General features: G+C 31.3%; 21 protein-coding genes. 13 read left to right on the forward strand and 8 right to left on the reverse strand.

Going from position 1 to position 24335, the window contains the following annotated elements; all coding sequences use genetic code 11:
* Window positions 1-78: 78 nt before the first annotated feature.
* Window positions 79-1209, reverse strand: coding sequence for a 2-amino-4-hydroxy-6-hydroxymethyldihydropteridine diphosphokinase (folK, locus tag ABD939_RS11160; RefSeq protein WP_345168489.1), 1131 nt, complete (start codon window positions 1207-1209; stop codon window positions 79-81).
* A gap of 70 nt (window positions 1210-1279) precedes the next feature.
* On the opposite strand from folK, the gene ABD939_RS11165 reads away from it, so the two are divergent.
* The 6 genes from ABD939_RS11165 to ABD939_RS11190 all read left to right on the forward strand — a co-directional run bounded on the left by ABD939_RS11165 (window position 1280) and on the right by ABD939_RS11190 (window position 8690).
* Window positions 1280-1984 carry a queuosine precursor transporter gene (locus ABD939_RS11165; protein ID WP_345168495.1) on the forward strand — a complete coding sequence of 235 codons (705 nt, stop codon included), beginning with the start codon at window positions 1280-1282 and terminating at the stop codon, window positions 1982-1984.
* 122 nt (window positions 1985-2106) lie between these two features.
* Window positions 2107-4794 (forward strand): AsmA-like C-terminal region-containing protein, encoded by a 2688-nt coding sequence (locus ABD939_RS11170; protein WP_345168498.1) that lies wholly within the window; start codon window positions 2107-2109, stop codon window positions 4792-4794.
* A 151-nt stretch (window positions 4795-4945) separates the two neighbouring features.
* The gene (locus tag ABD939_RS11175; RefSeq protein ID WP_345168501.1) at window positions 4946-6397 is read left to right on the forward strand and encodes an L-lactate permease; all 1452 of its coding nucleotides are present in this window, start codon (window positions 4946-4948) and stop codon (window positions 6395-6397) included.
* 413 nt (window positions 6398-6810) lie between these two features.
* The gene (locus ABD939_RS11180; RefSeq protein WP_345168504.1) at window positions 6811-7674 is read left to right on the forward strand and encodes a sigma-70 family RNA polymerase sigma factor; all 864 of its coding nucleotides are present in this window, start codon (window positions 6811-6813) and stop codon (window positions 7672-7674) included.
* A gap of 99 nt (window positions 7675-7773) precedes the next feature.
* Window positions 7774-7968, forward strand: coding sequence for a 30S ribosomal protein S21 (rpsU, locus tag ABD939_RS11185; protein ID WP_099563377.1), 195 nt, complete (start codon window positions 7774-7776; stop codon window positions 7966-7968).
* 98 nt (window positions 7969-8066) lie between these two features.
* Window positions 8067-8690: a LysE family transporter gene (locus ABD939_RS11190; RefSeq protein ID WP_345168509.1), complete on the forward strand. Its 624-nt coding sequence runs from the start codon at window positions 8067-8069 to the stop codon at window positions 8688-8690.
* Here ABD939_RS11190 and ABD939_RS11195 read toward each other — a convergent pair.
* Window positions 8687-9481 (reverse strand): DUF2797 domain-containing protein, encoded by a 795-nt coding sequence (locus ABD939_RS11195; protein ID WP_345168513.1) that lies wholly within the window; start codon window positions 9479-9481, stop codon window positions 8687-8689. The genes ABD939_RS11190 and ABD939_RS11195 overlap by 4 nt on opposite strands.
* 42 nt (window positions 9482-9523) lie before the next feature.
* Between ABD939_RS11195 and ABD939_RS11200 the strand changes: the two genes are divergently transcribed.
* Both ABD939_RS11200 and ABD939_RS11205 read left to right on the forward strand, forming a co-directional pair.
* The gene (locus ABD939_RS11200; RefSeq protein WP_345168516.1) at window positions 9524-11038 is read left to right on the forward strand and encodes a GH3 auxin-responsive promoter family protein; all 1515 of its coding nucleotides are present in this window, start codon (window positions 9524-9526) and stop codon (window positions 11036-11038) included.
* A 140-nt stretch (window positions 11039-11178) separates the two neighbouring features.
* Window positions 11179-12786, forward strand: a complete 1608-nt coding sequence (locus ABD939_RS11205; RefSeq protein WP_345168520.1) for an OmpA family protein — start codon at window positions 11179-11181, stop codon at window positions 12784-12786.
* Between the two features lie 289 nt (window positions 12787-13075).
* Here the strand turns inward: ABD939_RS11205 and clpX are convergent, their stop codons facing one another.
* The 6 genes from clpX to ABD939_RS11235 form a co-directional block, all read right to left on the reverse strand.
* The gene (gene clpX, locus ABD939_RS11210; RefSeq protein WP_345168522.1) at window positions 13076-14308 is read right to left on the reverse strand and encodes an ATP-dependent Clp protease ATP-binding subunit ClpX; all 1233 of its coding nucleotides are present in this window, start codon (window positions 14306-14308) and stop codon (window positions 13076-13078) included.
* 73 nt (window positions 14309-14381) lie between these two features.
* Window positions 14382-15056 carry an ATP-dependent Clp endopeptidase proteolytic subunit ClpP gene (gene clpP, locus ABD939_RS11215; protein ID WP_345168525.1) on the reverse strand — a complete coding sequence of 225 codons (675 nt, stop codon included), beginning with the start codon at window positions 15054-15056 and terminating at the stop codon, window positions 14382-14384.
* A gap of 141 nt (window positions 15057-15197) precedes the next feature.
* The gene (tig, locus tag ABD939_RS11220) at window positions 15198-16526 is read right to left on the reverse strand and encodes a trigger factor (protein WP_345168526.1); all 1329 of its coding nucleotides are present in this window, start codon (window positions 16524-16526) and stop codon (window positions 15198-15200) included.
* A 93-nt stretch (window positions 16527-16619) separates the two neighbouring features.
* Complete coding sequence (locus ABD939_RS11225; RefSeq protein ID WP_345168530.1) at window positions 16620-16967, reverse strand: phage holin family protein; 348 nt, start codon at window positions 16965-16967, stop codon at window positions 16620-16622.
* Window positions 16968-17001: 34 nt separating this feature from the next.
* A complete protein-coding gene (locus ABD939_RS11230) occupies window positions 17002-17766 on the reverse strand; it encodes an alpha/beta fold hydrolase (protein WP_345168532.1) in 765 nt (254 codons plus the stop codon).
* A complete protein-coding gene (locus ABD939_RS11235) occupies window positions 17766-18479 on the reverse strand; it encodes a pyridoxine 5'-phosphate synthase (RefSeq protein WP_345168535.1) in 714 nt (237 codons plus the stop codon). The genes ABD939_RS11230 and ABD939_RS11235 overlap by 1 nt, the downstream gene beginning before the upstream one ends.
* Before the next feature lie 177 nt (window positions 18480-18656).
* On the opposite strand from ABD939_RS11235, the gene ABD939_RS11240 reads away from it, so the two are divergent.
* From ABD939_RS11240 to bamA, 5 genes are all read left to right on the forward strand, one after another.
* A complete protein-coding gene (locus ABD939_RS11240; protein WP_345168537.1) occupies window positions 18657-19316 on the forward strand; it encodes a CBS domain-containing protein in 660 nt (219 codons plus the stop codon).
* Window positions 19317-19320: 4 nt separating this feature from the next.
* Window positions 19321-20205 carry an NAD kinase gene (locus ABD939_RS11245; RefSeq protein WP_345168540.1) on the forward strand — a complete coding sequence of 295 codons (885 nt, stop codon included), beginning with the start codon at window positions 19321-19323 and terminating at the stop codon, window positions 20203-20205.
* Window positions 20206-20304: 99 nt separating this feature from the next.
* The gene (gene porG / locus ABD939_RS11250) at window positions 20305-20991 is read left to right on the forward strand and encodes a type IX secretion system protein PorG (RefSeq protein ID WP_345168542.1); all 687 of its coding nucleotides are present in this window, start codon (window positions 20305-20307) and stop codon (window positions 20989-20991) included.
* A 1-nt stretch (window position 20992) separates the two neighbouring features.
* Entirely contained in the window at window positions 20993-21733 is a 741-nt protein-coding gene (gene uppS, locus ABD939_RS11255) for an undecaprenyl pyrophosphate synthase (RefSeq protein WP_345169075.1), read from the forward strand.
* A complete protein-coding gene (gene bamA, locus ABD939_RS11260; RefSeq protein WP_345168548.1) occupies window positions 21666-24314 on the forward strand; it encodes an outer membrane protein assembly factor BamA in 2649 nt (882 codons plus the stop codon). The genes uppS and bamA overlap by 68 nt, the downstream gene beginning before the upstream one ends.
* Window positions 24315-24335 lie beyond the last annotated feature (21 nt).

The following is a 24335-nucleotide window of genomic DNA, read 5'->3' on the forward strand; positions in this document are numbered from 1 at the left end:
GTCTGATTTTCCTGCGGAAAATCCTTGCACACAAAACCGCAACTATTCTTATACGAGACCGATAAGCGTAACTCAAAATCACTCCTCACAAATCTCACTCAAAACCCATAAATAATCACTTCTATTTTCAACAAAATCTCTATCAGATACATCTATAATTTTCACGTTGAAATCTTTTTGAGTTTTTAAAAATTCTAAATAACCAGCGTTAATTTTTTCCAAATAATCATCTGCAATATTCTGTTCGTACTCACGTCCGCGTTTTTTTATATTTTCCTGTAAACGTGGAGTGTTTTGATATAAGTAAATGTACAATTCTGGTTTTGCAATGTCTTTATACATCAAGTAGAACAACTTTCGGTATAAACTAAACTCATCTTCATTTAATGTGATTTTTGAAAAAATAAGTGATTTAAAAATATCGTAATCACTAACTATAAAATCTTTAAATAAATCGAGTTGCGATAAATCATCAGAAATTTGCTGATAACGGTCTGCTAAAAAAGACATCTCTAAAGTAAAAGCATACCGGTTAGCATCTTCATAAAACTTTGGTAAAAACGGGTTGTCAGCAAAACGTTCTAATATGAGTTTTGCATTAAAATCGTAAGCCATTTTAGTTGCTAAACTTGTTTTTCCGGCACCAATGTTTCCTTCAATAGCTATATAGTTAAATTTTGAAAAGTCGTATAACTTACTCGGATTCTTCAACCAAATTTTAATAGGTTCTAAAACCGATTCATCTTCGCACTCATTCAGTAAAACCGCTACTTCTTTATCTAACTTTGGGTGTTTTATTTTTGAAGCAATATCATTTAAAGGCTGCAAGACAAACTTACGTTTTTGCATTTCAGGATGCGGCACTTGTAATGTTTTTGTATTAATAATATTGTCTTCAGCTAAAACAATATCTAAATCTATAATTCTAGCTTCGTAGCCTTCCTTTTTGCTTCGTGTTCGCCCTAAATCAATTTCAATTTTAAGTAATGTTTTTAGAACCTTTTGTGGTTTTAAATAGGCCTCTAACACCAAGCAACAGTTCAAAAAATCATCACCTTGAAAACCAATTGCTGGCGATTTATATACTTTAGAAATCAGTTTTATATTACCAATACGCTCATGAATAGCATCTACGGCATGTTGTAAATGTTTTAACTTTTCACCTTTATTACTTCCTAAGGCAATATAATATGTTGTTGGTTTTAACATAAGGAAGCAAAATAATAAAAAGTAAATGGTTTCTTTTATATTTACAGAACCTATTTATTCACAATTGTAAATGACAGTTAAAGATAAGCTCGCAGCACAACGTATTTATATTTTATTAGGAGGTTTATTCATCACATCGTTGGTCGTCTCAAATCTTATTTTTCAAAAGTTTTTTTATTGGTATCCTTTTGATATTGAGGTTTTTGGAAGTAAGCTCTTCGAAATCTCAGTTGGTATTTTACCTTACCCAATTACCTTTTTAATTACCGATTTAATAAGTGAAATTTATGGTAAAAAACGTGCAAATGACGTGGTTGTAGTGGGAATTTTTGCTTCTATTTTTTCACTTTTAATTATTTACATGGCTGATATTGTTCCTGCAACACCTTGGGCCCCTGTAAATAACGAGATGTTTAAAACCGTTTTTGGCAACTCTACAATTGCAGTATTTGCAAGTATGCTTACCTACTTATTTGCACAGTTTGTAGACATTCAAATTTATCACTTCTGGAAACGCTTAACGAAAGGCAAACATTTATGGCTTCGAAATAATTTCTCTACTTGGTTTTCTCAATTTGTAGATACTTTTACTATCGTATTTTTATTGTGTTCTTTTGGTATTATAGATTGGGCAAATTTTAAAGGCTTGTTGGTAAGCGGCTTTCTTTTTAAGGTTTTTGTAGCCATTTTAGATACACCTCTTCTGTATCTTGGTGTATATTTATTTAGAACAAGATTCAATTTAAAAGTGAACGAGGAGATAGATTTACTCTGATATTTTAAATCTTAACAAAATGATAAGGTTTCTTTTTCAACCTTTAACACTTTTTCTACGTATATTATTTTAGTTAGTTTCTTTAAAAAATTCCTGTATAGTCAGAATAACAAATAATCTTTATGAAAAAAGTTTTAAAAATTGTTGGAATAACCATATTAATCATCATTGCACTTTTAATAGCCATTCCGTTTGCTTTTCAAGGACAAATTAAAGACATGGTAAAACGTTTTATAAACGAAAATGTAAATGCTAAAGTAGAATTTAGCGATGTTAGCCTGAGTTTTATTAGAAGTTTTCCGCATGCCCACGTTAATGTAAACGACTTAGTGATTACTAATTTCGAACCTTTTAAAGATGAAACATTTGCCACAGCTAAGGACATTTCGTTCACCATGGATATTACTGAATTATTTAAATCTGCTAATGAAGACCCAATTGTTGTAAATACCATTAATATTAACGAGGCACTTTTAACCTTGAAAACTGATAAATTCGGAAATAATAATTACAATATTACTAAAGAAAAAGAAAACCAAACCACCATTGAAAGTGATAACAACAATGGATTTGGATTTGATATTGAAGACTATCAAATAAAGAAAAGTGCTTTTACGTATATTGACGAAGGTTCTCATATTTTAATTCAGGTTACGGAATTGAATCATGAAGGTCATGGCACGTTTTCTGCTGAAGCTTCAGAATTAGATACACAAAGTGAAGCTAATGTTAGTATTTCATTGGATAGCACAAATTATTTAAGCAACAATCCTGTAAAACTTGATGCTTTGATTGGTTTAGATCTTGAAAACTCAAAGTATACTTTTAAAGACAACAAAGGTTTTATTAACGATTTGCCTCTGGAATTTCAAGGCTATGTGCAGCAAGTTGAAAACGGACAACAAATAGACATATTGTTTGAAAATCCAGAATCAGACTTTAAAAGTTTCTTAGCCGTAATTCCGAAAACATATTCTAAAAACATAGAAAACGTTCAAACCACTGGCGATTTTAAAGTAAAAGGTATCATTAAAGGATTAAGTTCTGAAGAAACCATTCCAAACTTAGATGTTAGTATGACTTCAAACAACGCATCGTTTAAATATCCTGATTTACCAAAACGCGTCAGCAATATTACAATAGATACGCGCATTAAAAACGAAACTGGAAAAACGGATGAGACTTACATAGATATTAAAACCTTAAACTTTAAGATTGATGAAGATGTGTTTAAGTCGTCCGCTACACTAAAAAACTTGACGAAAAACATGTTGGTTAATGCCAATGTGGATGGCGTTTTGAATTTAGGAAACATTACAAAAGTGTATCCTGTTGCGCTTGAAAATACACTTACCGGTATTTTAAAAGGAAAAGTAAATACATCTTTTGATATGAACGCTATTGAAACTAATGCTTACGAACGCATAAAAAATAATGGTTCAGCGAGTATCACAGATTTTGTGTTTTCTTCGAAGGATATTGTAAACCCAATTCATATTTCTGAAGCTAATATGACCTTTAATCCAGGAAAAGTTTCACTAAATAATTTTAAAGCCAAAACTGGCGATAGCGATTTAAATGCTTCTGGAACTATTAATAATTTATTAGGGTTTCTTTTAAGTGATAATACGCTAAAGGGTAATTTTAATGTAAACTCTAACGTATTTAAAGTAAGTGATTTTATGTCTGAAGATGAAACTGTTTCTGAAGGCAATAAAACCTCAAGTGATTCAGAATCGTTAAAAATTCCAGCATTTTTAGACTGTACCATAAATGCCAATGCGCAAACTGTTGTTTACGATAATTTGAATCTTAAAAATGTTACGGGAACGCTTTTTATAAAAGACCAAAAGGCATCGTTACAAAATATGACTTCGTCTCTTTTTGATGGAAAATTAGCCATAAATGGCGCAGTCTCTACCAAAGAAGACATACCTGTTTTTGATTTAAAACTAGGAGCTCAAGATTTTGATATTGCCCAGTCCTTTAAAGGTTTGGAATTACTTCAAAACTTAGCCCCAATTGCAAAACTATTACAAGGAAAACTAAATACCACATTGAGCCTTTCAGGATCTTTGGATAAAGAATTTTCTCCTGTAATGAGTTCTGTTTCTGGTGATGCGTTAGCGGAATTATTAACCAGTCAAATTAATACACAAGATGGATTAATAAGTAAACTACAAAGCTCTTTAAGTTTTGTTGAATTTGATAAACTGGATTTAAAAGATGTAAAAACGAAACTTGATTTTGCTGACGGAAAAGTTGCTGTAAAACCTTTTGATTTAAAATATAAGGATATCGCTATTGAAGTTTCTGGGTCACATGGTTTTGACAAAACACTTAACTATAATGCTGTGTTTAATGTACCTGCAAAATATTTAGGAAGCGAAGTAAACCAATTGATTGGCAAAATAAATGATGCTGAAGTGAATAATATTACCATTCCTGTAACTGCAAATATTTCTGGGGCTTTTACAAATCCTACAGTTAAAACAGACTTGACTAGTGGCGTGAAAAATTTGACCAATCAGCTTATTGAAATTCAAAAACAAAAGCTATTAAATCAAGGAAAGGATAAAGTTAAAGATCTTATTGGCGATGTTATTGGCGGTAACAAAACCAAAACGGACTCTTTAAAAAAAGAGCAAAACAATTCGGTTACTGATGTGCTAACTGATATTTTAAAGTCTAAAAAACCACAAGACTCTACTGCAACTGATACTACAAAATCCTCAACCAAAGTAATTAAAAATGTATTGGGTGGTTTGTTGGGAAGTAAGAAGAAAAAGGAAAAAGATTCGGTACGTTAGGTTTTACATTTAGCTAAACTTTGAGTTATTTGTTAGAAAATATGTAAAACCTTTATAGCATCTATCAAATTAAATAAAAGTAATCTTGAAAGTTGATAATTGTCATACTTAAAAAGTAAAACCTGTTTTATTTTTGATATCAAAATAAAGTATGGAGGTTTTTTTTTCAGTTCTCTCTTTAATACCTATAGTATTACTTCTATTAGTAAGTTTAGTAAAAGGAGTAAAAGTTGGTATATACTCAGGGTTTGCAGTAACAATAGTACTTTTCTTTATTTGGGATAGCCAATTAATTACTTTTCCCGCAGCATTGATTGCTGCATTTATCAATACCATATCTATTTTAATGATTGTTTTTGGTGCATTACTTCTACACCAAAATATGGAACATGTTGGCTTTATTAATCAGATTAAAAACTCATTAACAAACACTCATAAAGAAAAAAAATTTCAATTTTACTTCTTAGCGTTTTTTTTAACCGCTTTTTTTGAAAGCGTATCAGGTTTTGGTACACCCGGAGCAATAGTTCCCTTATTATTGATTTCTCTGGGATTTTCGCCAATTACATCTATAGTAGTTGTACTTCTCATTGATGGCCTTTTTGCAATTACAGGGGCAATAGGTACACCTGTTATAGCTGGCTTTGAAAGCACTTTAGATTTAACTGATTACCAAATACGAAGAATTTATATTTACGCATCTTGTTTTATGGTCATCTCAGGAAGCATTATTTTATTTTTTATAGAGCAGATTTTAAATAAACAAGGTTATAAAAAAGACTTTCACGGCTGGAAACTATTTTTTTGTATTGCAATCCCTTTTGTAAGCTTATCATTTTTTTTAAAGGAATTAACAGGAATAGTAGCATCAGCTTTAATGGGTGTTTTTGCTTATTTTTTCCTCTTTACAAATAGAAAATTAGCTTGGAAGCCTTGGCTACCATACATGGTTTTAATTATTTTTCTTTTACTACCCAAGGTAGTACCTCCTTTAAAAACTATAGTTTCACTTTCGCTCCCATTTGATAATATTTTAAATTCTTCAGTTAGTGCAGCATTTCAACCCTTTAGATCTCCTCTTTTTCCTTTTATATTTGCTTCTATTTGTGCTGCATTATTAGGTAAAAGTTCTAAGACTAATCTTAAACCAGTAGTTAAGAAAATAGTAACTATTTTTATAATATTGTTCCCATCATTAGCTATTACACAACTGATGTTATCTAGTGGAAGTCAGATGCCTTCTATGATATCATCAATGTCAACTCTTTTTACAAAAACTGGAGCTGCTTATCCCGTTTTAAGTCCTTTTATTGGTGTTGTTGGTACATTTATAACAGGTAGCACAACCGTATCAAATATTATTTTTAGTTCTGTTCAATATAATGCTGCAGAAAATCTTTCTCTATCTAAAGAAATAGTTCTAGCTATGCAACTTAATGGTGCCTCATTAGGAAACGCGATATGTCTATTCAACATTATTGCCGCAGCTGCTGTTGCTGGGGTAGGCAAATATGTAAGCATACTACATAAAACTATTTTACCCATTTTAATTGCAACTTTAGTAACATCTTTATTAGGGATGCTGCTTTTAGTTATTTTTTAATAGATGATAGTTAAGTATAAGTTACGTTTAATTAGTTTTTCCTGCTAATAATGACTTTAGCAAAATATATAAGAATTTGTACAAGCATAAATTATGGTAGGTTTGCCAGCGTTAGGGATTGAACGGCATGTTTGAAATCCCCGACGCAGGAGGGATTGAGTAGTGAAAGCCCGACCCGAACTTAGAAGGGAAACGCCCAAATTCTAAATGTAAGACTCCTTTGTCTGATGACTAAATTTTAGGGAATCTAAAAACTCCATTTTACTCGAAAATTGATAAAAAACATCAAAAAAGCGTCAATTTTCATTGATTTTGATCCATTTTTAATAAAAAGTGGTTAATTTTTTGGAATTCCCGATTATCCGTGTATGTTATAGCTATGTTTAATTTAAAACTTTAATTCAAGATAATTTATGAGGCAATTAAAAATCACGAAACAAATTACCAACAGAGCATCTAAATCGCTAGACAAATACCTTCAAGACATTAGTAAATTACACATGGTTACCGCCGATGAGGAAGTGGAATTGGCGCAACGAATAAAAGAGGGCGACAAAAAAGCGTTGGATAAGCTGGTTACGGCTAATTTGAGATTTGTGGTTTCGGTTGCGAAACAATACCAAAACCAAGGGCTATCGTTATCAGACTTGATTAATGAGGGTAACGCAGGATTGGTAAAAGCTGCAAAACGTTTTGATGAAACACGTGGTTTTAAATTTATAAGTTATGCTGTATGGTGGATTAGGCAAGCTATTTTACAGGCCATTGCAGAACAATCTAGAGTAATACGATTGCCATTAAATAAAATTGGTTCTATTAATAAAATTAGAAAAGCGTATTCATATTTAGAGCAAACGCACGAGCGCGAGCCTGATGCCCATGAAATTGCTAAAAACTTAGATTTATCAGTTTCTGATGTGAAGCAATCTATGAGTGTTTCAGGCAGACATGTATCTGTGGACGCCCCTTTTAGAGAGGGAGAATCTTCCAATTTGTACGATGTTGTGCAATCTGATGAATCACCAAGACCAGATTCTAATTTGATTAAAAACTCACTGAATGTTGAAGTAAATCGTGCATTGAATACCTTATCTGAAAACGAAGCGCATGTTATTAAACATTATTTTGGCATAAATATCAAGCAACCTAAAAGTCTTCAAGAAATTGGCGATAACATTGGTTTAACTCGAGAGCGCGTAAGACAAATAAGAGAAAAAGGTATTAGAAAATTAAGGCGTCCTGGAAAGAGCAAAGTATTAAAAACATATTTAGGATAATCTTAAATTAACAAAGACCTAAAAATATTAGGTTTTACTAAAAAAAAATTACAACTTTGCATCCCTTTTAGGAAGACCATAAAAAATTAAAATATATTTATGTTAAAAATCATAGTTAAAGATGGTGAAAACATCGAGAGAGCATTAAAACGCTACAAAAGAAAGCACAGAAATATTAAAGTAATGCAAAACTTAAGAGATGGCCAATTTTTCACAAAGCCTTCTGTTAAAAGACGTCGTGAAATTCAAAAAGCGGCCTATATTCAAAATTTAAGAGATCAGGAAGATATTTAATAGTTTACTATTACAACAATATTGAAAACCCATTTGCAATTTTTTGTAAATGGGTTTTTTATTTGTAAGCTTTTAAACTGTTTTGCTACAAATAGTTTATGATTTTGTTTTATCTTTTAATTGGAATATTAGCAGCAACATTAAGCGCCTTACCATTAGGAGCTTCTAATATTGCAGTTATAAATACTACATTAAAGCAAAATGCAAAACAGGCTTTTAAAATTTCTATTGCTGCAGGTATTGCAGAAGTACTTCTCTCTTACTACGCATTACATTGCAACAAACCCATAAAAGCATTTTTTAATGATAATTTATGGGTTCAAATTTCTATTGTAATTATTCTTTTTGGGGCAGGAAGTTTTTTATTCTTCAAAAAACAATCTGGACATTCTACTAAAAAAAGCAAAATAACACAATCAAAATATGCCACTGGTTTTATTCTTGGCATTATAAATCCCCCAGTTTTAATTTATTGGGTTATTGCTTATGGCGTTTTAAATAATAACGATATTATGTTGTCTTTACAATCGTCTTTTTCTGTGTTGTTTTTGTTCTTTCTTGGGGTCTACATTGGTAAGTTATTTACATTATACTTTTACAGTATAATTAGTACTGCTATTAAAAACAAAGTTCAGAATATCTCTTTAGTAATTAATAAAGTAACTGGTATTTTACTAATAGTAATTGGTTTTGCGCAAACCATTAAACTTTCTATTATTTAGTTTACAGAAATATTTACTACCAAACCTTCATTGGCACGAACATTAAAAACGGTTTCATCTTCAAAAATGAGATATTGTCCTTTTATTCCAACTAGCTTTCCAGAATATTGTTGTTCTTTTTTAATATTTAAACTCTTTGGTTTTTCTGGATATTTAAAAACAGGAAATTCTAAATTTGTTTCAGAATTACTTTCAATAAAATAATCTATTGCTTCATCAGGAATATATTGCTTTAAACGCTCTCTCCATTCAACTAAATTTTCGTCTTCAATATCATTTTTAAGCATTTTTCGCCAATTTGTTTTATCCGCTACATAGTTTTTTAATGCAACTTCGGTAATTCCTGCAAGATACCTGTTAGGTACCTCAACAATTTCAATAGCTTCATGTGCACCTTGATCTATCCATCGTGTAGGCACTTGATTTTTTCTGGTTACACCAACTTTAACATTACTAGAATTAGCTAAATACACAATATGAGGTTGCAGTTGCACTTTCTTTTCATACTCCAAATCGCGGTCTTCTTTACCTAAATGCGCGGTACTTAATTCAGGACGCATAATCCAATCTCCAGCTCTCGCGGTATCATAGAAACATTGTTTATCAAAACCTTGCCTGTAAATAGGCTTATCCAATCCACAATTTAAACATTGATATTTAACAAATTGAATCGTGATGTTTTTATTCAATAATTGATTCATATTTAAAAAATCATTTTCAAACACTAAATAATATTTAATTGGATTAGAAAACTCAGTTTCCATTTTTGTTAAAACCCCTTGGTAATTCATAAAAAAATATCTTATTTTTAAAATCTTAAAGATAAAATAAATATGCCAATCCCTTTAGTAAATTCAATTGCTTCTTGGTTTTTAAAAAAACGATTTCATCAAATTGAATTGTTCTTAAAATACCCAAATGAAGTACAAAATGAGCTACTTTTAAGCTTAGTAGATTTTGCTAAAAACACAGAATTTGGGAAACAATATGATTTCGCGTCTATAAAAAACTATGAAACCTTTGCACAACGTATTCCAATAAAAAACTACGATGGTTGGCAAGATGTAATTGAGCGTTCTAGAAAAGGAGAGAACAATATTTTTTGGCCAACACCTATAAAATGGTTTGCCAAATCTAGTGGTACAACTCGTGCAAAAAGTAAATTTATACCAGTAAGTCAAGAATCTTTAGAAGAGTGTCACTACGCTGCTAGTAAAGATTTACTATGCATGTATTTAAATAACAACGAGGACTCGCAATTGTTTACTGGTAAAAGTTTACGCCTTGGTGGAAGTAAAGAATTATACAAAGAAAACGGAACAGTATTTGGCGATTTATCTGCTATTTTAATAGATAATATGCCGTTTTGGGCAGAGTTTAGTAGCACCCCAAGCAACAAAGTATCTTTAATGAGTGATTGGGAGCATAAAATGCAAGCCATAGTTGATGAAACTATAAATGAAAACGTTACTAGCTTAGCAGGAGTGCCTTCATGGATGTTAGTTTTACTAAACAATGTTATTGAGACCACAGGAAAAGAAAGTCTACTAGATATTTGGCCAAATTTAGAAGTTTATTTTCATGGTGGTGTTAGCTTTACTCCTTATAAGGACCAATATAAAAGAATACTTCCTAAATCTAATTTTAAGTACTACGAAATTTATAATGCATCTGAAGGTTTCTTTGCCATTCAAGATCAAAACAATTCTAGCGAATTATTACTCATGCTTGATTATGGTATTTTTTACGAGTTTATACCAATGGATATATATGCAACTTCCGAAGAAAAAGCCATCCCATTAAATGAAGTAAAACTAAATCAAAATTATGCAGTAATAATAACTACTAATGCTGGCATATGGCGTTATAAAATTGGAGACACGGTTAGGTTTACCTCATTAAATCCATACAGAATTAAAATTTCTGGTAGAACTAAACATCATATTAATGTTTTTGGAGAAGAGTTAATTATCGAAAATGCTGAAGATGCATTAAGAAAAGTTTGCAAACGCACTAAGGCAGAAATTGTTGATTATACCGCAGCTCCCATTTTCATGGAAGGCAAAGAAAAAGGGGCGCACGAGTGGCTTATTGAATTTAAAACACCTCCAAGCGATATTAATTACTTCAACGAGTTATTTGATAATGCCTTAAAATCTTTAAACTCTGATTACGAAGCAAAACGCTACAACAACATCACATTGAATAAACCTAAAATTAATGTGGCTCGTAAAGATTTATTTTATAACTGGTTAAAGGATAACGACAAACTTGGTGGACAACATAAGATACCAAGACTATCTAATACCCGAGAATATATGGATACACTTATCAATCTAAATTCATAGAAATAGTGCCAAATTTACTACCAGAACTTTCTCTTAAGCAATGAGTTACCGAATTAAATAGCTATTGGTCTAAAAAATTCTGATAAAACTTAGCTACAACATTATATTTACAATCTAATTAATCCTAAACCCTCAATACAATGAAAACTAAGTTATGTTTTTTCATTTGCCTTGTGTCATTTTTTATGTACAGCCAAGGACCATCTAGTATAGCAGTAAATAATAAGCCTTCTTTTGATATAAAACCAACCAAAGTTAAAACCATTGATGCTAATGGCTTTTCGTTTGAACTTTTAGATGCTGGAGTAAACACAAAATACTCTGAGTTTGGCTCAGGTTTCTTTAGAAATAAACTCATTATGGTATCATCTAAAAAAATAGGTGGTTTTGCCAAAATTGATTTCAATACAAATGAAGCTTACAAAGAGTTATTCTGTTTAGATGTTAGCACAAGTGGAGCTTTAAGTTCACCGCAATTATTTTCTAGAATTTTAAATACAAATGATAGTGAAGGTCAGCTTACGTTTTCACCTAACCAAAAAACGGTATACTACACAAGAAGTAGTAAAGAAAACTCTTTAGTATACAAATTACACAAAGCAGATTTAGAAGAAGAATCTCATGGTAATTGGATAAACCAAGAATTACTAGATATTAATAGTAAAAATGTTTCAATTGAAACTCCTTTCATTAACAGTAAAGGCGATAAGTTATATTTTGCTGCTAATAATATGGACGATTCTTATGGGGGTTACGACCTTTATGTTTCTGACGTAAATGCAGATGGTACTTTAAGTACTCCTAAAAACCTAGGTAGTAAGGTAAATACAGCTTCAGATGAAAAATATCCTTCCTTATCTAAAGATTCTAAATATCTTTATTTCTCCTCTAAAGGACACGAAAACATTGGTGGTTACGACCTTTTTGTAAGTAGAATTTTAAGCACAGGATATAAAGCTCCAAGAAATTTAGGGAACACTATTAATACAAGTTATGATGAAGTTGCTTACTTTTTAGCAACAGACCATAAAGGTTACGTGTCTTCTAACAAGCCCCTAGGTAAAGGAGGTTTTGATATCTACACAGCCACAAACAAAGAAATAATTCAAAGTGTAAAGGGTGAAGTTTTAGATTTAGTTACTAAAATAAAACTACCAAATACTTTAATTCTATTATTAGATGAAGACGGTGTTGAAGTTGACAGACAAATAACTGGTGAAGATGCTAGCTACAACTTTAATGTTGTACCTTTTGAAAACTATACTATTACAACAAACAAAGATGGTTTTGTAAACGGTTCTTTTGAATTTCTAAGTACTAGAAATTACAATACAACTTATAATAAAGATTTAGAATTAAATACCACAGAACCTGTTATTGCTAAAGTTGATGATGAACTAAGAATTGTTTTAGAAAACATTTATTTCGATTTCAATAAATACTCTGTTAAAGAAGAATCAACTATTTCGTTAAACAAAATTATTAAAGTTCTTAAAGATAATCCAGAGATGAAATTAGCGCTAAATGCTCATACTGATAATAAAGGTAGAGAAAGTTACAATTTAAAACTTTCTGATAAACGTGCTGCTTCTGCTTTAAAGTATTTAATCGCTAATGGTATTTCGAAAGATAGATTACAATCTAAAGGATTTGGAGAAGCAAAACCTTTAATTGATTGTAAGAATAATTGTTCTGAAGAAGACTTACAAGCTAACCGTCGTGTTGAGTTTGTTATCTTGGAAGATTAATTTATATGACTATAAAAAACCGATAAAGTGTTTTGTAAAAGTTTTTGAACGAGTATTTCATCTTATAATCTAAAACTAAAAGAAATCTTTTGCTCACATATTAAATAAGTATACTTTTATCACATAGAATAATAAACTACAGTAAATATTTTGATACCCTCATCATTTTATTTACTTCTTATGACAAGATTTTTTCGTAGTGTACTTTATTAATTAACATCCATAAAATAAAAAACCACGCTGTTAGCGTGGTTTTTTTATATCTCTATTTTAGAAACTTAAAACTGATTTACGATACCGCTTTTAGTTTCTTTAATGTTGTTTTTGTTAATTTATCTTCGGCATATAATTTAGTAACGTTTAGCTTTTTCTCATCACTACTAGGTAATTCGAACATGGCATCAGTTAAAATTTCCTCACAAAGAGAACGCAAACCTCTTGCTCCTAATTTATACTCAATTGCTTTATCAACTATAAATTCTAGCGCGCCATCTGTAATAGTAAAATCTATTTCATCCATTGCAAACAATTTTTTGTATTGCTTTATAATGGCATTTTTAGGTTCGGTAAGAATAGCTCTTAACGTTTTAGAGTCTAAAGGATTCATATAGGTAAGCACAGGAAGTCTTCCTATAATTTCAGGAATCAACCCAAAGTCTTTTAAATCTTTTGGAATTATATATTGCAGTAAGTTATCTTGATCTACAACCTCATCAGATATTGATGCACTGTAACCAACAGCTTGCATATTTAAACGTTTTGATATAACACGCTCTATTCCATCAAAGGCACCACCTGCTATAAACAAAATATTTTCAGTATTTACTTCAATAAATTTTTGATCTGGATGTTTTCTACCTCCTTTTGGTGGTACATTTACAACAGTACCTTCTAATAATTTTAATAAGGCTTGTTGTACACCTTCTCCCGAAACATCACGAGTTATTGAAGGATTATCACTTTTTCTGGCAATCTTATCTATCTCATCAATAAATACGATTCCTTTTTCTGCTTTCTCTAAATTATAATCAGCAGCCTGCAAAAGTCTGGTTAGTATACTCTCAACATCTTCACCAACATAACCTGCTTCTGTTAAAACTGTAGCATCAACTATTGCCAATGGTACATTTAACATTCTCGCTACTGTTTTAGCCATTAAGGTTTTACCTGTTCCTGTTTGCCCAACCATGATAATATTACTTTTCTGAATATCAATATCATCATTTGATGGTGGTTGTAATAAACGTTTGTAGTGATTATAGACGGCAACAGACATTACCTTCTTAGTCATTTCTTGGCCAATAATGTATTCATCAAGAAATGTTTTAATTTGTAGAGGCTTACGGAGCTTTAATTCTGCAGATAAATCGCTACTATCGCTTTGCTTAGATTCTTCTAAAACAATACCATGAGCTTGCTCGATACATCTATCGCAAATATGTGCATCTAACCCAGCTATTAGTAAGTTAGTTTCTGGCTTTTTTCTGCCACAAAACGAACATTCTAGTTCTTCTTTTGCCATTAATCTTTGTTATTTTGGGAATAATCTATTACAAATCCCTCTGCAATTATTATTTAAAATTACGAATTTTTATTTAATTACGAGCTAAAATCTCGTCAATCATGCCGTATTCTTTGGCCTTATCAGCTTTCATCCAGTAATCTCTATCACTGTCTTCGTATACTTTGTCGTAATCTTGTCCCGAATGCTTACTAATAATTTTGTAAAGTTCTTCTTTTAAAATTAAAATCTCTCTCGCAGTAATTTCAATATCACTTGCTTGACCTTGAGCGCCACCTAATGGTTGATGAATCATAACTCGAGAGTGAGTTAAGCCACTTCGCTTTCCTTTTTCTCCGGCACACAATAAAACAGCTCCCATAGATGCTGCCATACCTGTACAAATTGTTGCAACATCTGGTTTTATAAATTGCATGGTATCATAAATACCCAAGCCAGCATATACGCTTCCTCCTGGAGAATTAATATAAATTTGAATATCTTTTGAAGCATCTGTACTTTCCAAGAATAATAATTGTGCTTGAACAATATTTGCCACTTGATCGTTAATTCCTGTACCAAGAAATATAATTCTGTCCATCATTAGTCGAGAAAACACATCAAAAACGGCAATATTCATTTGTCGTTCTTCAATAATATTTGGAGTTAGATTAGTTGGATACATACTACTTATAATTTTATTGTAATACGTACTACTAATACCTTGATCTTTTATCGCGAATTTTTCAAATTCCTTTGCGTAATCCATAGTCTTTTTGTAATTGTTTTGTTTAAACTCTTGATTTACATCAAGATGAGTTATTTTTTTTATCTGAAAGGTAGTCTTTGAATAAAAAAGCGTTTAAACCTTGAGATTTAAACGCCTAAATATAATGAATTATTCTATTAATTATTTGTCGCCGTAAACTTCTTTAACAAACTTTTCGTAACTTAATTCTTTTACTTTGATATTTGCTTTTTCTTTATAGACACTTAATAACTTTTGACTTACCAACTGCTCTGAAATACGACGCGCTTCTTCTTGATTAGAAAGTACACGTGCAGCAATATCATCTAGCTCTTTATCAGAAGGATTCATCTGTCCAAATTGAGCCATTTGCGCTTTTATCATTTCTCTTGAATGATTTTTTATATCATCCATAGTTACTTTAATATCGTTATCCTCAATTAATTTTCCTTCGATTAATTGGTAGCGTAAGCTTTTTTCAGACTTCTCATATTCGTCTTTAGCCTGATCTAAATCCATATCCTTTTCTCCTGCTGTTTGCATCCACTTGGTTAAAAACTCTGCTGGTAAATCAAATTTGGTGTTTTCAACTAAATATTCTGTAACATCATTTAAAAGTTTTTGGTCAGATTGTTGTAAGAACTGCTTTTCTGCATCTTCTTTTATCTTAGCTTTCAATTCCGTTACTGAGGTAACAGCTTTTGGTCCAAAAAGTTTATCAAATAATTCTTGGTCTAAGTCTGCTAATTCACGTTGGTTTATTTCTGTAATTTCAAAATTCACTTCAATATCTAAACCATGAACATCATCATGACCCAATTTTAAAGCATGCATTAATTCATGCTCGTCATCATAAAGTCCTTTTGTTTTTAGTGTAACTACATCACCAACTTTAGCACCAATAAACTGCTTAGCTGTAGCTTTTCCTTTAAACTTATCTAATGTTAAAGTAACTTTATTATCAATCTCTTTTTCTTCGTTGGTATAAACTCCTGTTATCTCGCTGTCCTTAACAACTACATCTTGAGAAACTAATTTCCCGTATTGCTTTTGAATACGCTCAATTTGTTCGTCAATCATTTTGTCATCAGCAATAATATTATAATGTGTGATGGCTTTTTTACTTTTTAAGTTAACATCAAATTCTGGTGCTAAACCTAACTCAAATTCAAAAGAAAATCCATCTGCTTCCCAATCTATCTCATCTTGTGTTTTTGGAAGTGGCTGCCCAAGCACATCTAACTTTTCTTCAGTTAAATATTTATTTAAGGCATCTTGTAAAAGCTTATTTACCTCATCAACCAAAACAGCTTTACCATATTGCTTTTTTACCATACCCATTGGCACATGACCTTTTCTAAAACCAGGAATGTTTGCTGTTTTACGGTAATCTGTTAAGATTTTTTCTACTTTATCATTATAATCTTCTTTAGCAATATCTACTTTTACTACAGCATTTAATGCATCAACGTTTTCTCTTGTAATATTCATTTTAAAAATTGGGTTTAATATACCTAAAATTGGGTGGCAAAAATACAACTTTTTTTACCACCTAGCAAAGTTTTTAATTGCTTGATTTTGAGGCTATTTTTTACTTTCTTTTAGTAACGAATGTAATGCTGATTGAAGTATGGAAAGTAAAACGCTAAAAAGTATAGCCCACCAAAACGTACTAACCGAAAAACCATCTATTAATTTATCTGCCAAAAGAATAATTAATGCATTTATTACTAATAGAAATAAGCCTAATGTTACAATTGTTATGGGCAATGTAAAAATGACTAAAATAGGCTTAACCAAAAGGTTTAATAAAGACAAAACTACGGCAACTATTATTGCTGTTACATAACCATCAACATTTACTCCAGACAAAACGTGTGCTAAAATAAATACTGCGATAGCGTTTAATAAAAGTTTGATGATAAGTTTCATGAATTTTGATTTTTATTAAATGTACAAAAAATATCTAACCAATGAATTTAACAACGGCCTTAAAAAAATCTTTAGGGTTTTCTGCATGTAACCAATGTCCTGCATTAGAAATAGTAGCTATTTCAGACTTTGGAAAGTGGTTTGAAATGATCCGTTCATCATCAACACCTATATATTCTGAGCGGTCTCCACGCAAAAACAACGTATCTTTTTCAAAGATAGCATAGCTTGGTAATGACTCTCCTACTTCTGCAACTTCATTTTTTAAAACTTCAAGGTTTATTCTTAAACCTAATTGTCCTTTTTCAACCCAATACAAATTTTTAAGCAAAAACATTCGTGTTCCAATATCAGACACATAATTACTTAAAGCTTTATCTGCTTGCCCTCTAGATTTTATAATATTAAAATCTAACGCGCTTAACCCATTTAAAATAGCATCATGGTGCACTGGATAAAATCTAGGAGAAATATCTGCAACTAATAATTTCGATACCAATTCAGGATATTCTGCTGCAAATAACATGGCTGTTTTTCCGCCCATAGAATGACCAAGTAAAACAACATCCGATAAATTATGTACTTCACAATAGTGTTTCAAATCTTCTGCTAAAACTTCATAATTAAAAGCATCATCATGAAAACTTCTACCGTGATTTCTTTGGTCTACTAAATGCACTTGAAATCCTAATTCGCTAAATTGGGTCCCAAGCGTTTTCCAATTGTCTTTCATTCCTAAAAACCCATGTAAAATTACAAAAGGCTTTCCTTCACCTAAGATATTTGAGTGTAAAAGCATTATTTTAATTTATGTAAATACATTTGAATAACATTTTCAACTCCTAAATATAAACTTTCAGCAATTAGAGCATGCCCAATAGAAACCTCTAATAAATCTGGAATATTTTCTTTAAAAAATTTGATATTATCCAAAGACAAATCGTGACCCGCATTTATACCTAATCCTAAACTATTTGCTAACTCTGCACTTTCTGCGTAAGGTTTAACAGCATCTTTATTTCCTATATTGTGTTGGTGTGCAAAAGCTTCTGTATACAATTCAATTCTATCCGTTCCAGTTTCCTTTGCACCTTCAATTTGCTTTAATACAGGGTCTACAAAAATGGACGTTCTAATATCATTACTTTGAAATTCTTTAATAACATCAACCAAAAAATCTTTATGCTTTATAGTGTCCCAACCTGCATTACTGGTAATTGCATCAACAGCATCTGGTACCAAAGTAACTTGTGTTGGTTTAACTTCTAAAACTAAATAAACAAAAGATTCTATGGGGTTTCCCTCAATATTGTACTCTGTATAAACTTCAGGTTTTAAATCACGAGCGTCTTGATATTTAATATGTCTTTCATCTGGTCGTGGGTGTATAGTTACGCCCTCAGCACCAAAACGTTGCACATCTTTAGCAAATTCAACTACATTAGGGACATCGCCACCTCGGGAGTTCCTTAAAGTTGCAATCTTATTAATATTAACACTTAACTTGGTCATAAATCAATTTTAAAAGACAAAAATACAAAGTAGAACACCCATTGATACTATTTTTTTAATTAATTTGCAGTTCTATTTATTTGAACAAATGGACCGAGCTAAACCATAAATTTAGTTTTAATTTAGCAAATTAATAAGCGAATACATTTGAAAGAATTAATAAAATAGAAGCTACAAATGAAACTTTCAGAACTTATAATTAACGATATAAAACCTCTAAATAACTTGAGTAAAGTGAGTGATTTACAAGAATTATTTAATCAGCTTACATTTTCTCATATTCCGGTTAAAAATAGTGACAATGCTTATATAGGTTGTTTTTCTGAAACAGACGCGCATTGTTTTGATGCTGAAAATCCTTTAAGCGAACATATATATGCTCTTGAGGATTTTTTTGTTCGAGATACTACGTTATGGCTTGATGTTTTAGAAGCTTTCGCTGTTAATTCTGCTAACATTATGCCTGTTTTAAACACTGAAAACAAGTATTTAGGTTATTATGAACTTAACGATATTATTAGTCTATTTAGCGAGTCTCCATTTTTCTCTGAAGCTGGAGGTATTTTAGTTGTAGAAAAAGGAATTAATGATTATTCGTTTAGTGAGGTAAGTCAAATAGTAGAATCTAATGATGGGAAATTACTTGGTGCTTTTATCTCTAAAATGAATACAGATTTGGTTCAAATCACCTTAAAAATAGGCAATACGGGACTTAATGATGTTATTCAAACATTTAGGCGATATAGCTACAATATTGTTTCTGGACACGAAGAAGATGGTTATATTGAAAGTTTGAAAGAGCGATCAGACTATTTAAACAAATACTTAAACATGTAAACAAATGAAGGTTGCAGTTTTTGGGCGATTTTACAATAAAACAACCACAACATCGGTTGAAACACTCTTTAATTATTTTTTAAAAAAAGGTATTGATGCATACATAGAAACAGAGTTTTCTAACCTTATAAAAAACGAATCTCAAAATAAAATAGATTATTCTTCATTTAAAAACTTTGACGTTTTAGATGATTCTTTTAATTTGTTAGTAAGTGTTGGTGGAGATGGCACCATTTTAAGAGCCATTACTTTTGTTAAAGATTTTGATATTCCAATAATAGGAATTAATACTGGCCGACTAGGTTTTTTAGCAACCATTCAAGTAAACCAAATAGAAAATGCTATTCAAGACATTATTGATGGTAACTACAAAATCTCTGAGCGCAGTTTACTATCTGTTGAGACAACTCCAGAAAATGATGATATAACCTCATTAAATTTTGCGTTAAACGAAATTGCGGTAAGTAGAAAAAACACCACTTCTATGATTACTGTAGAAACCCATTTAGATGACGAATATTTAACATCCTATTGGAGTGATGGCTTAATTATATCAACGCCAACAGGTTCCACAGGGTATTCTTTAAGTTGTGGAGGTCCAGTAATAACACCAGGCACAAACAGTTTTGTTTTAACACCTATTGCTCCTCATAACTTAAGCGCTCGCCCACTGGTAATCCCAGATTCTACAGAAATAAGACTAAAAGTATTTGGCAGAGAAGAACAGCATTTAGTATCCTTAGACTCTAGAATTGCTACATTAGATAATGGAACCATTATAAAAATAAAAAAAGCCGATTTTAAAATAAAAATGATAGACTTATTAAATGAAAGCTTTTTAGTAACACTTCGTAAAAAACTTCTTTGGGGTGAGGATAAGCGTAATTAAACAATAATTCTACAAAAATCCTGTTTTAAACTCATACTAATTGATTCAGATTATACTTAACTAATCTTATTTATTATATTTGCAAACTTTTAAACATCTATGAGGTATTTAAACATATTGATATTAAGCATTTTAACACTTCAATTAAGCCACTCTCAAATTAACGAAATTGGTTTTTTTGCAGGTGGTAGTAATTTTATAGGTGATGTTGGCGCAACAGATTATATCGCACCAAATAGCCCCACTTTAGGCTTAATATATAAATGGAATGCTAGTGCAAGACACTCATGGAGAGCATCAATAATATATTCTGATTTACAAGCCAATGACAATGAATCTGACGATATAAAACGAATCCAACGAGATTATAGTTTTGAGTCTAATTTGTTAGAAATTTCTCTTGGTATGGAATTCACTTTCTTAGATTTTAATCTTCATACTGGCGAAAAAATAGGAACACCATATTTATTTGCTGGTTTAAGTGCGGCGAAACACGACAATCATTATTTCTTAAATGGAAGTCAAACCCCTGAAAATAATTCTAGTTGGGCATATGGAATACCTATGGCTTTAGGTTATAAAACTAATTTTCTAGGCAATTTCATTTTAGGAATTGAAGTAGGAGCACGTTACACATTTTCGGACCAGCTGGATGGAAGCGCTCCAGACACAGATGCATTACAGCAATTTCAATTCGGAAATATAAACAATAACGATTGGTATGTATTTTCAGGAATTACCTTAACTTACACCTTTGGAGAAAACCCTTGCTATTGCGTGGAATAAAATGGATTTAAAAGAAAGCATTATAACTACAAGACTCCCTAAACACATTGCCATTATTATGGATGGTAATGGGCGTTGGGCTAAACAAAAGGGGATGTTACGCGCTTTTGGTCATGAAAATGGCACAAAATCTGTACGTCAGGTTGTTGAGGCTTCAGCAGAAATTGGAGTTGAGAATTTAACGCTTTATGCATTTTCTACTGAAAATTGGAACCGCCCTAAATTAGAAGTTCAAACGCTAATGAAACTTCTAGTCTCATCATTAAAGAAAGAAATAAATACACTTCAAGATAATAATATTAAACTTGCTGCTATTGGAAACCTGCAGAATTTACCAAAAAAGGTATTTAAAGAGCTTCATGATGTTATAGAAATCACAAAAAATAATAACAGAATGACTTTAACATTAGCTTTAAGTTATGGTTCGCGCGAAGAATTGCTAAACACTGTTAAAGAAATTAGTTTTAAAGTTAAAAATAATATAATTTCTCTCGAAAATATTGATGAATCAATTATAAATGAGCATCTTTACACGCAAAATTTACCAGACGTAGATTTGCTTATTAGAACCAGTGGAGAACAACGTATAAGTAACTTCTTGCTTTGGCAAATTGCTTACGCCGAATTACATTTTACAAATGTTTTATGGCCAGATTTTACAAAGCAACATTTGTATGAAGCTATTATTGAATATCAAAAAAGAGAACGACGATTTGGGAAGACAAGTGAACAACTTAGCTAATACTTTACTTTTTAAACATATAAAGTACCTCATTGCCATATTATTTTTAGGGCTTTGTTTTAATGTTTCTGCTCAAAACCTAAAATATAGTAATGGTGAAAAATATACTCTAGGCGAAATTAAAGTTTCTGGAAACACTAGTTTTAGCGAACAAACTATAGTCGCTTATTCTGGATTGAGAAAAGGAAAAGAAATGACTATTCCTGGAGAGGATATTAGTGACGCTATTAAAAAACTTTGGAAGTCTAACTTATTTAGTGATATAGAAATATACATTACCAAAATAGAAGGTAATGTTGCTACTCTAGAAATACGCCTTTCAGACTTACCGCAATTAAATGAACTCAAGATTAACGGAGTAAAAAAGTCTAAAAAAGAATCTATTATTGCAGATAATAAATTAAAAAAAGGAACTAAAGTCACTGAAAACCTTATAACAACTACAAAAAACTTTCTTGAAAAGAAATACAAAAAACAAGGTTTTTTAAATTCCAAAGTACTTATCAATACCATTGAAGTTGAAGACTCTATCAAAACTGCTAGAGTTAATATGGTACTAAATATAGACAAGGGAGAAAAAGTAAAAATAAAAGATATTACATTTAATGGGAATGAAGTTTTAAGCGATAAAAAGCTTAGAAAAAGCATGAAGGGCACAAAAAAGATTAATCGTATTCGTATTTTAAAACGTTCTAAATTTATTGATTCTACTTATCAGGCAGATTTGGGACATGTAATAGATTTTTATAAAGAAAACGGATATCGTGATGCCCGAATACTTTCTGATAGCATCATATATAATGATGACAAAACCATCTCTCTTGAAATAGATGTAATTGAAGGTGATCAATATACATTTGGAGATATTACATTTATTGGGAACACCGTTTACACAAACGAACAACTCAATAGACTTTTAAGAATAAGAAAAGGTGATACTTACAATGGTGTAGAATTACAAAAAAGAATTGCAGATAATACTAAACCAGATGCCGCAGATATAACAAACCTTTATCAAAATAACGGTTATTTGTTTTCAAGTATAAACCCTGTTGAAGTAAGTGCAGATGGTAATGTAATTGATATGGAAATTAGAATATCTGAAGGTAAACCAGCTTATTTTAATAGTGTTAGTGTAGTTGGAAATGACAAAACTAACGACCACGTTATATACAGAGAAATACGCACAAAACCAGGACAATTATACAGTAAAGCCAATGTGGTACGTACAGTTAGGGAATTAGGTCAATTAGGCTTTTTTGATGCTCAAGAAATAGCACCTAACTTTATTAATCCTAATCCAGTTGAAGGCACTATAGATATGGAATATTCGGTTAAAGAAACCGGGTCTAGTCAAATTGAACTACAAGGTGGTTATGGTGGTGGTGGTTTTATTGGTACGCTTGGTTTATCTTTTAATAACTTCTCCATTAAAGATATTTTTAAGAAAGATGCTTATAAGCCAATACCGATGGGAGATGGTCAAAAATTAGCATTGCGCTTACAAGCGAGTCGCTTTTTTCAAACCTATAGTTTTTCCTTCTCCGAACCTTGGTTAGGAGGCAAACGCCCTGTGCAATTTTCAACCTCAATATCGCATACAAAACAGTTTTTATTTAACCCTTTAACAAGAGATGCCGATAAAAGCAGAAGTTTTAATATTACAGGTATAACGTTTGGTTTAGCAAAACGCTTAACGGTTCCTGATGATTACTTTATATTATCTCAATCGATCAGTTTTCAACGTTACGATTTAAATAATTATAATACTGGACTATTTACCTTTGGTGATGGATTCTCAAACAATTTATCTTATACAGTTGGGTTAAGTAGAAATAATACTAGTGTAGATCCTATTTTCCCAACAAACGGTTCAAGTTTTTCTGTTACTGCTAAGTTCTCACCACCTTACTCATTATTTAGTGATGTAGATTATGGTGAGTTAAAAGATGAACGTGACATAAATGAAACCATCTTAAACGACCCTACACAATCTGAAACTGTTAGAACCAACGCTTCAAATAGAATTGCTGAAATAGACCAAGAACGCTATAAATGGCTTGAATTTTACAAAGTAAACTTTAAAGGAGAATGGTACACACAATTAGCTAAAGACTTAGTTTTAAGGCCAAGTGTAGAATTTGGGTTTTTAGGAGCTTATAATAATGACAGAGGTGAAATTCCTTTCGAACGTTTCTTCTTAGGAGGAGATGGTTTAGGTAATTTCGCATTAGATGGTAGAGAAGTTGTTCAGTTACGTGGTTATCCAAATCAATCTTTATCAGACCAAGATGGAAGTACTATTTACAATAAATTTTCTTTAGAACTTCGCTATCCTATAACACTAAAAGCCTCAGCAAAAATTTATGCTTTAGGTTTTTTAGAAGGTGGAGCTTCGTATAACAGTTTTAGAGATTATAACCCTTTTACGTTAAAGCGTTCTGCAGGTTTGGGTGTTAGAATTTTCATGCCAGCATTTGGTTTATTAGGTATTGATTTTGGTCATGGATTTGATCCAATTGGCAATACAGGACCTAAAAATGGATGGGAAACACACTTCATAATTGGACAGCAATTTTAACTTTGGCACGATATTTTCTAA

Origin of the sequence: Algibacter aquimarinus (genome assembly GCF_039543265.1) — a bacterium.
Taxonomy (GTDB): Bacteria; Bacteroidota; Bacteroidia; order Flavobacteriales; family Flavobacteriaceae; genus Algibacter_B; species Algibacter_B aquimarinus.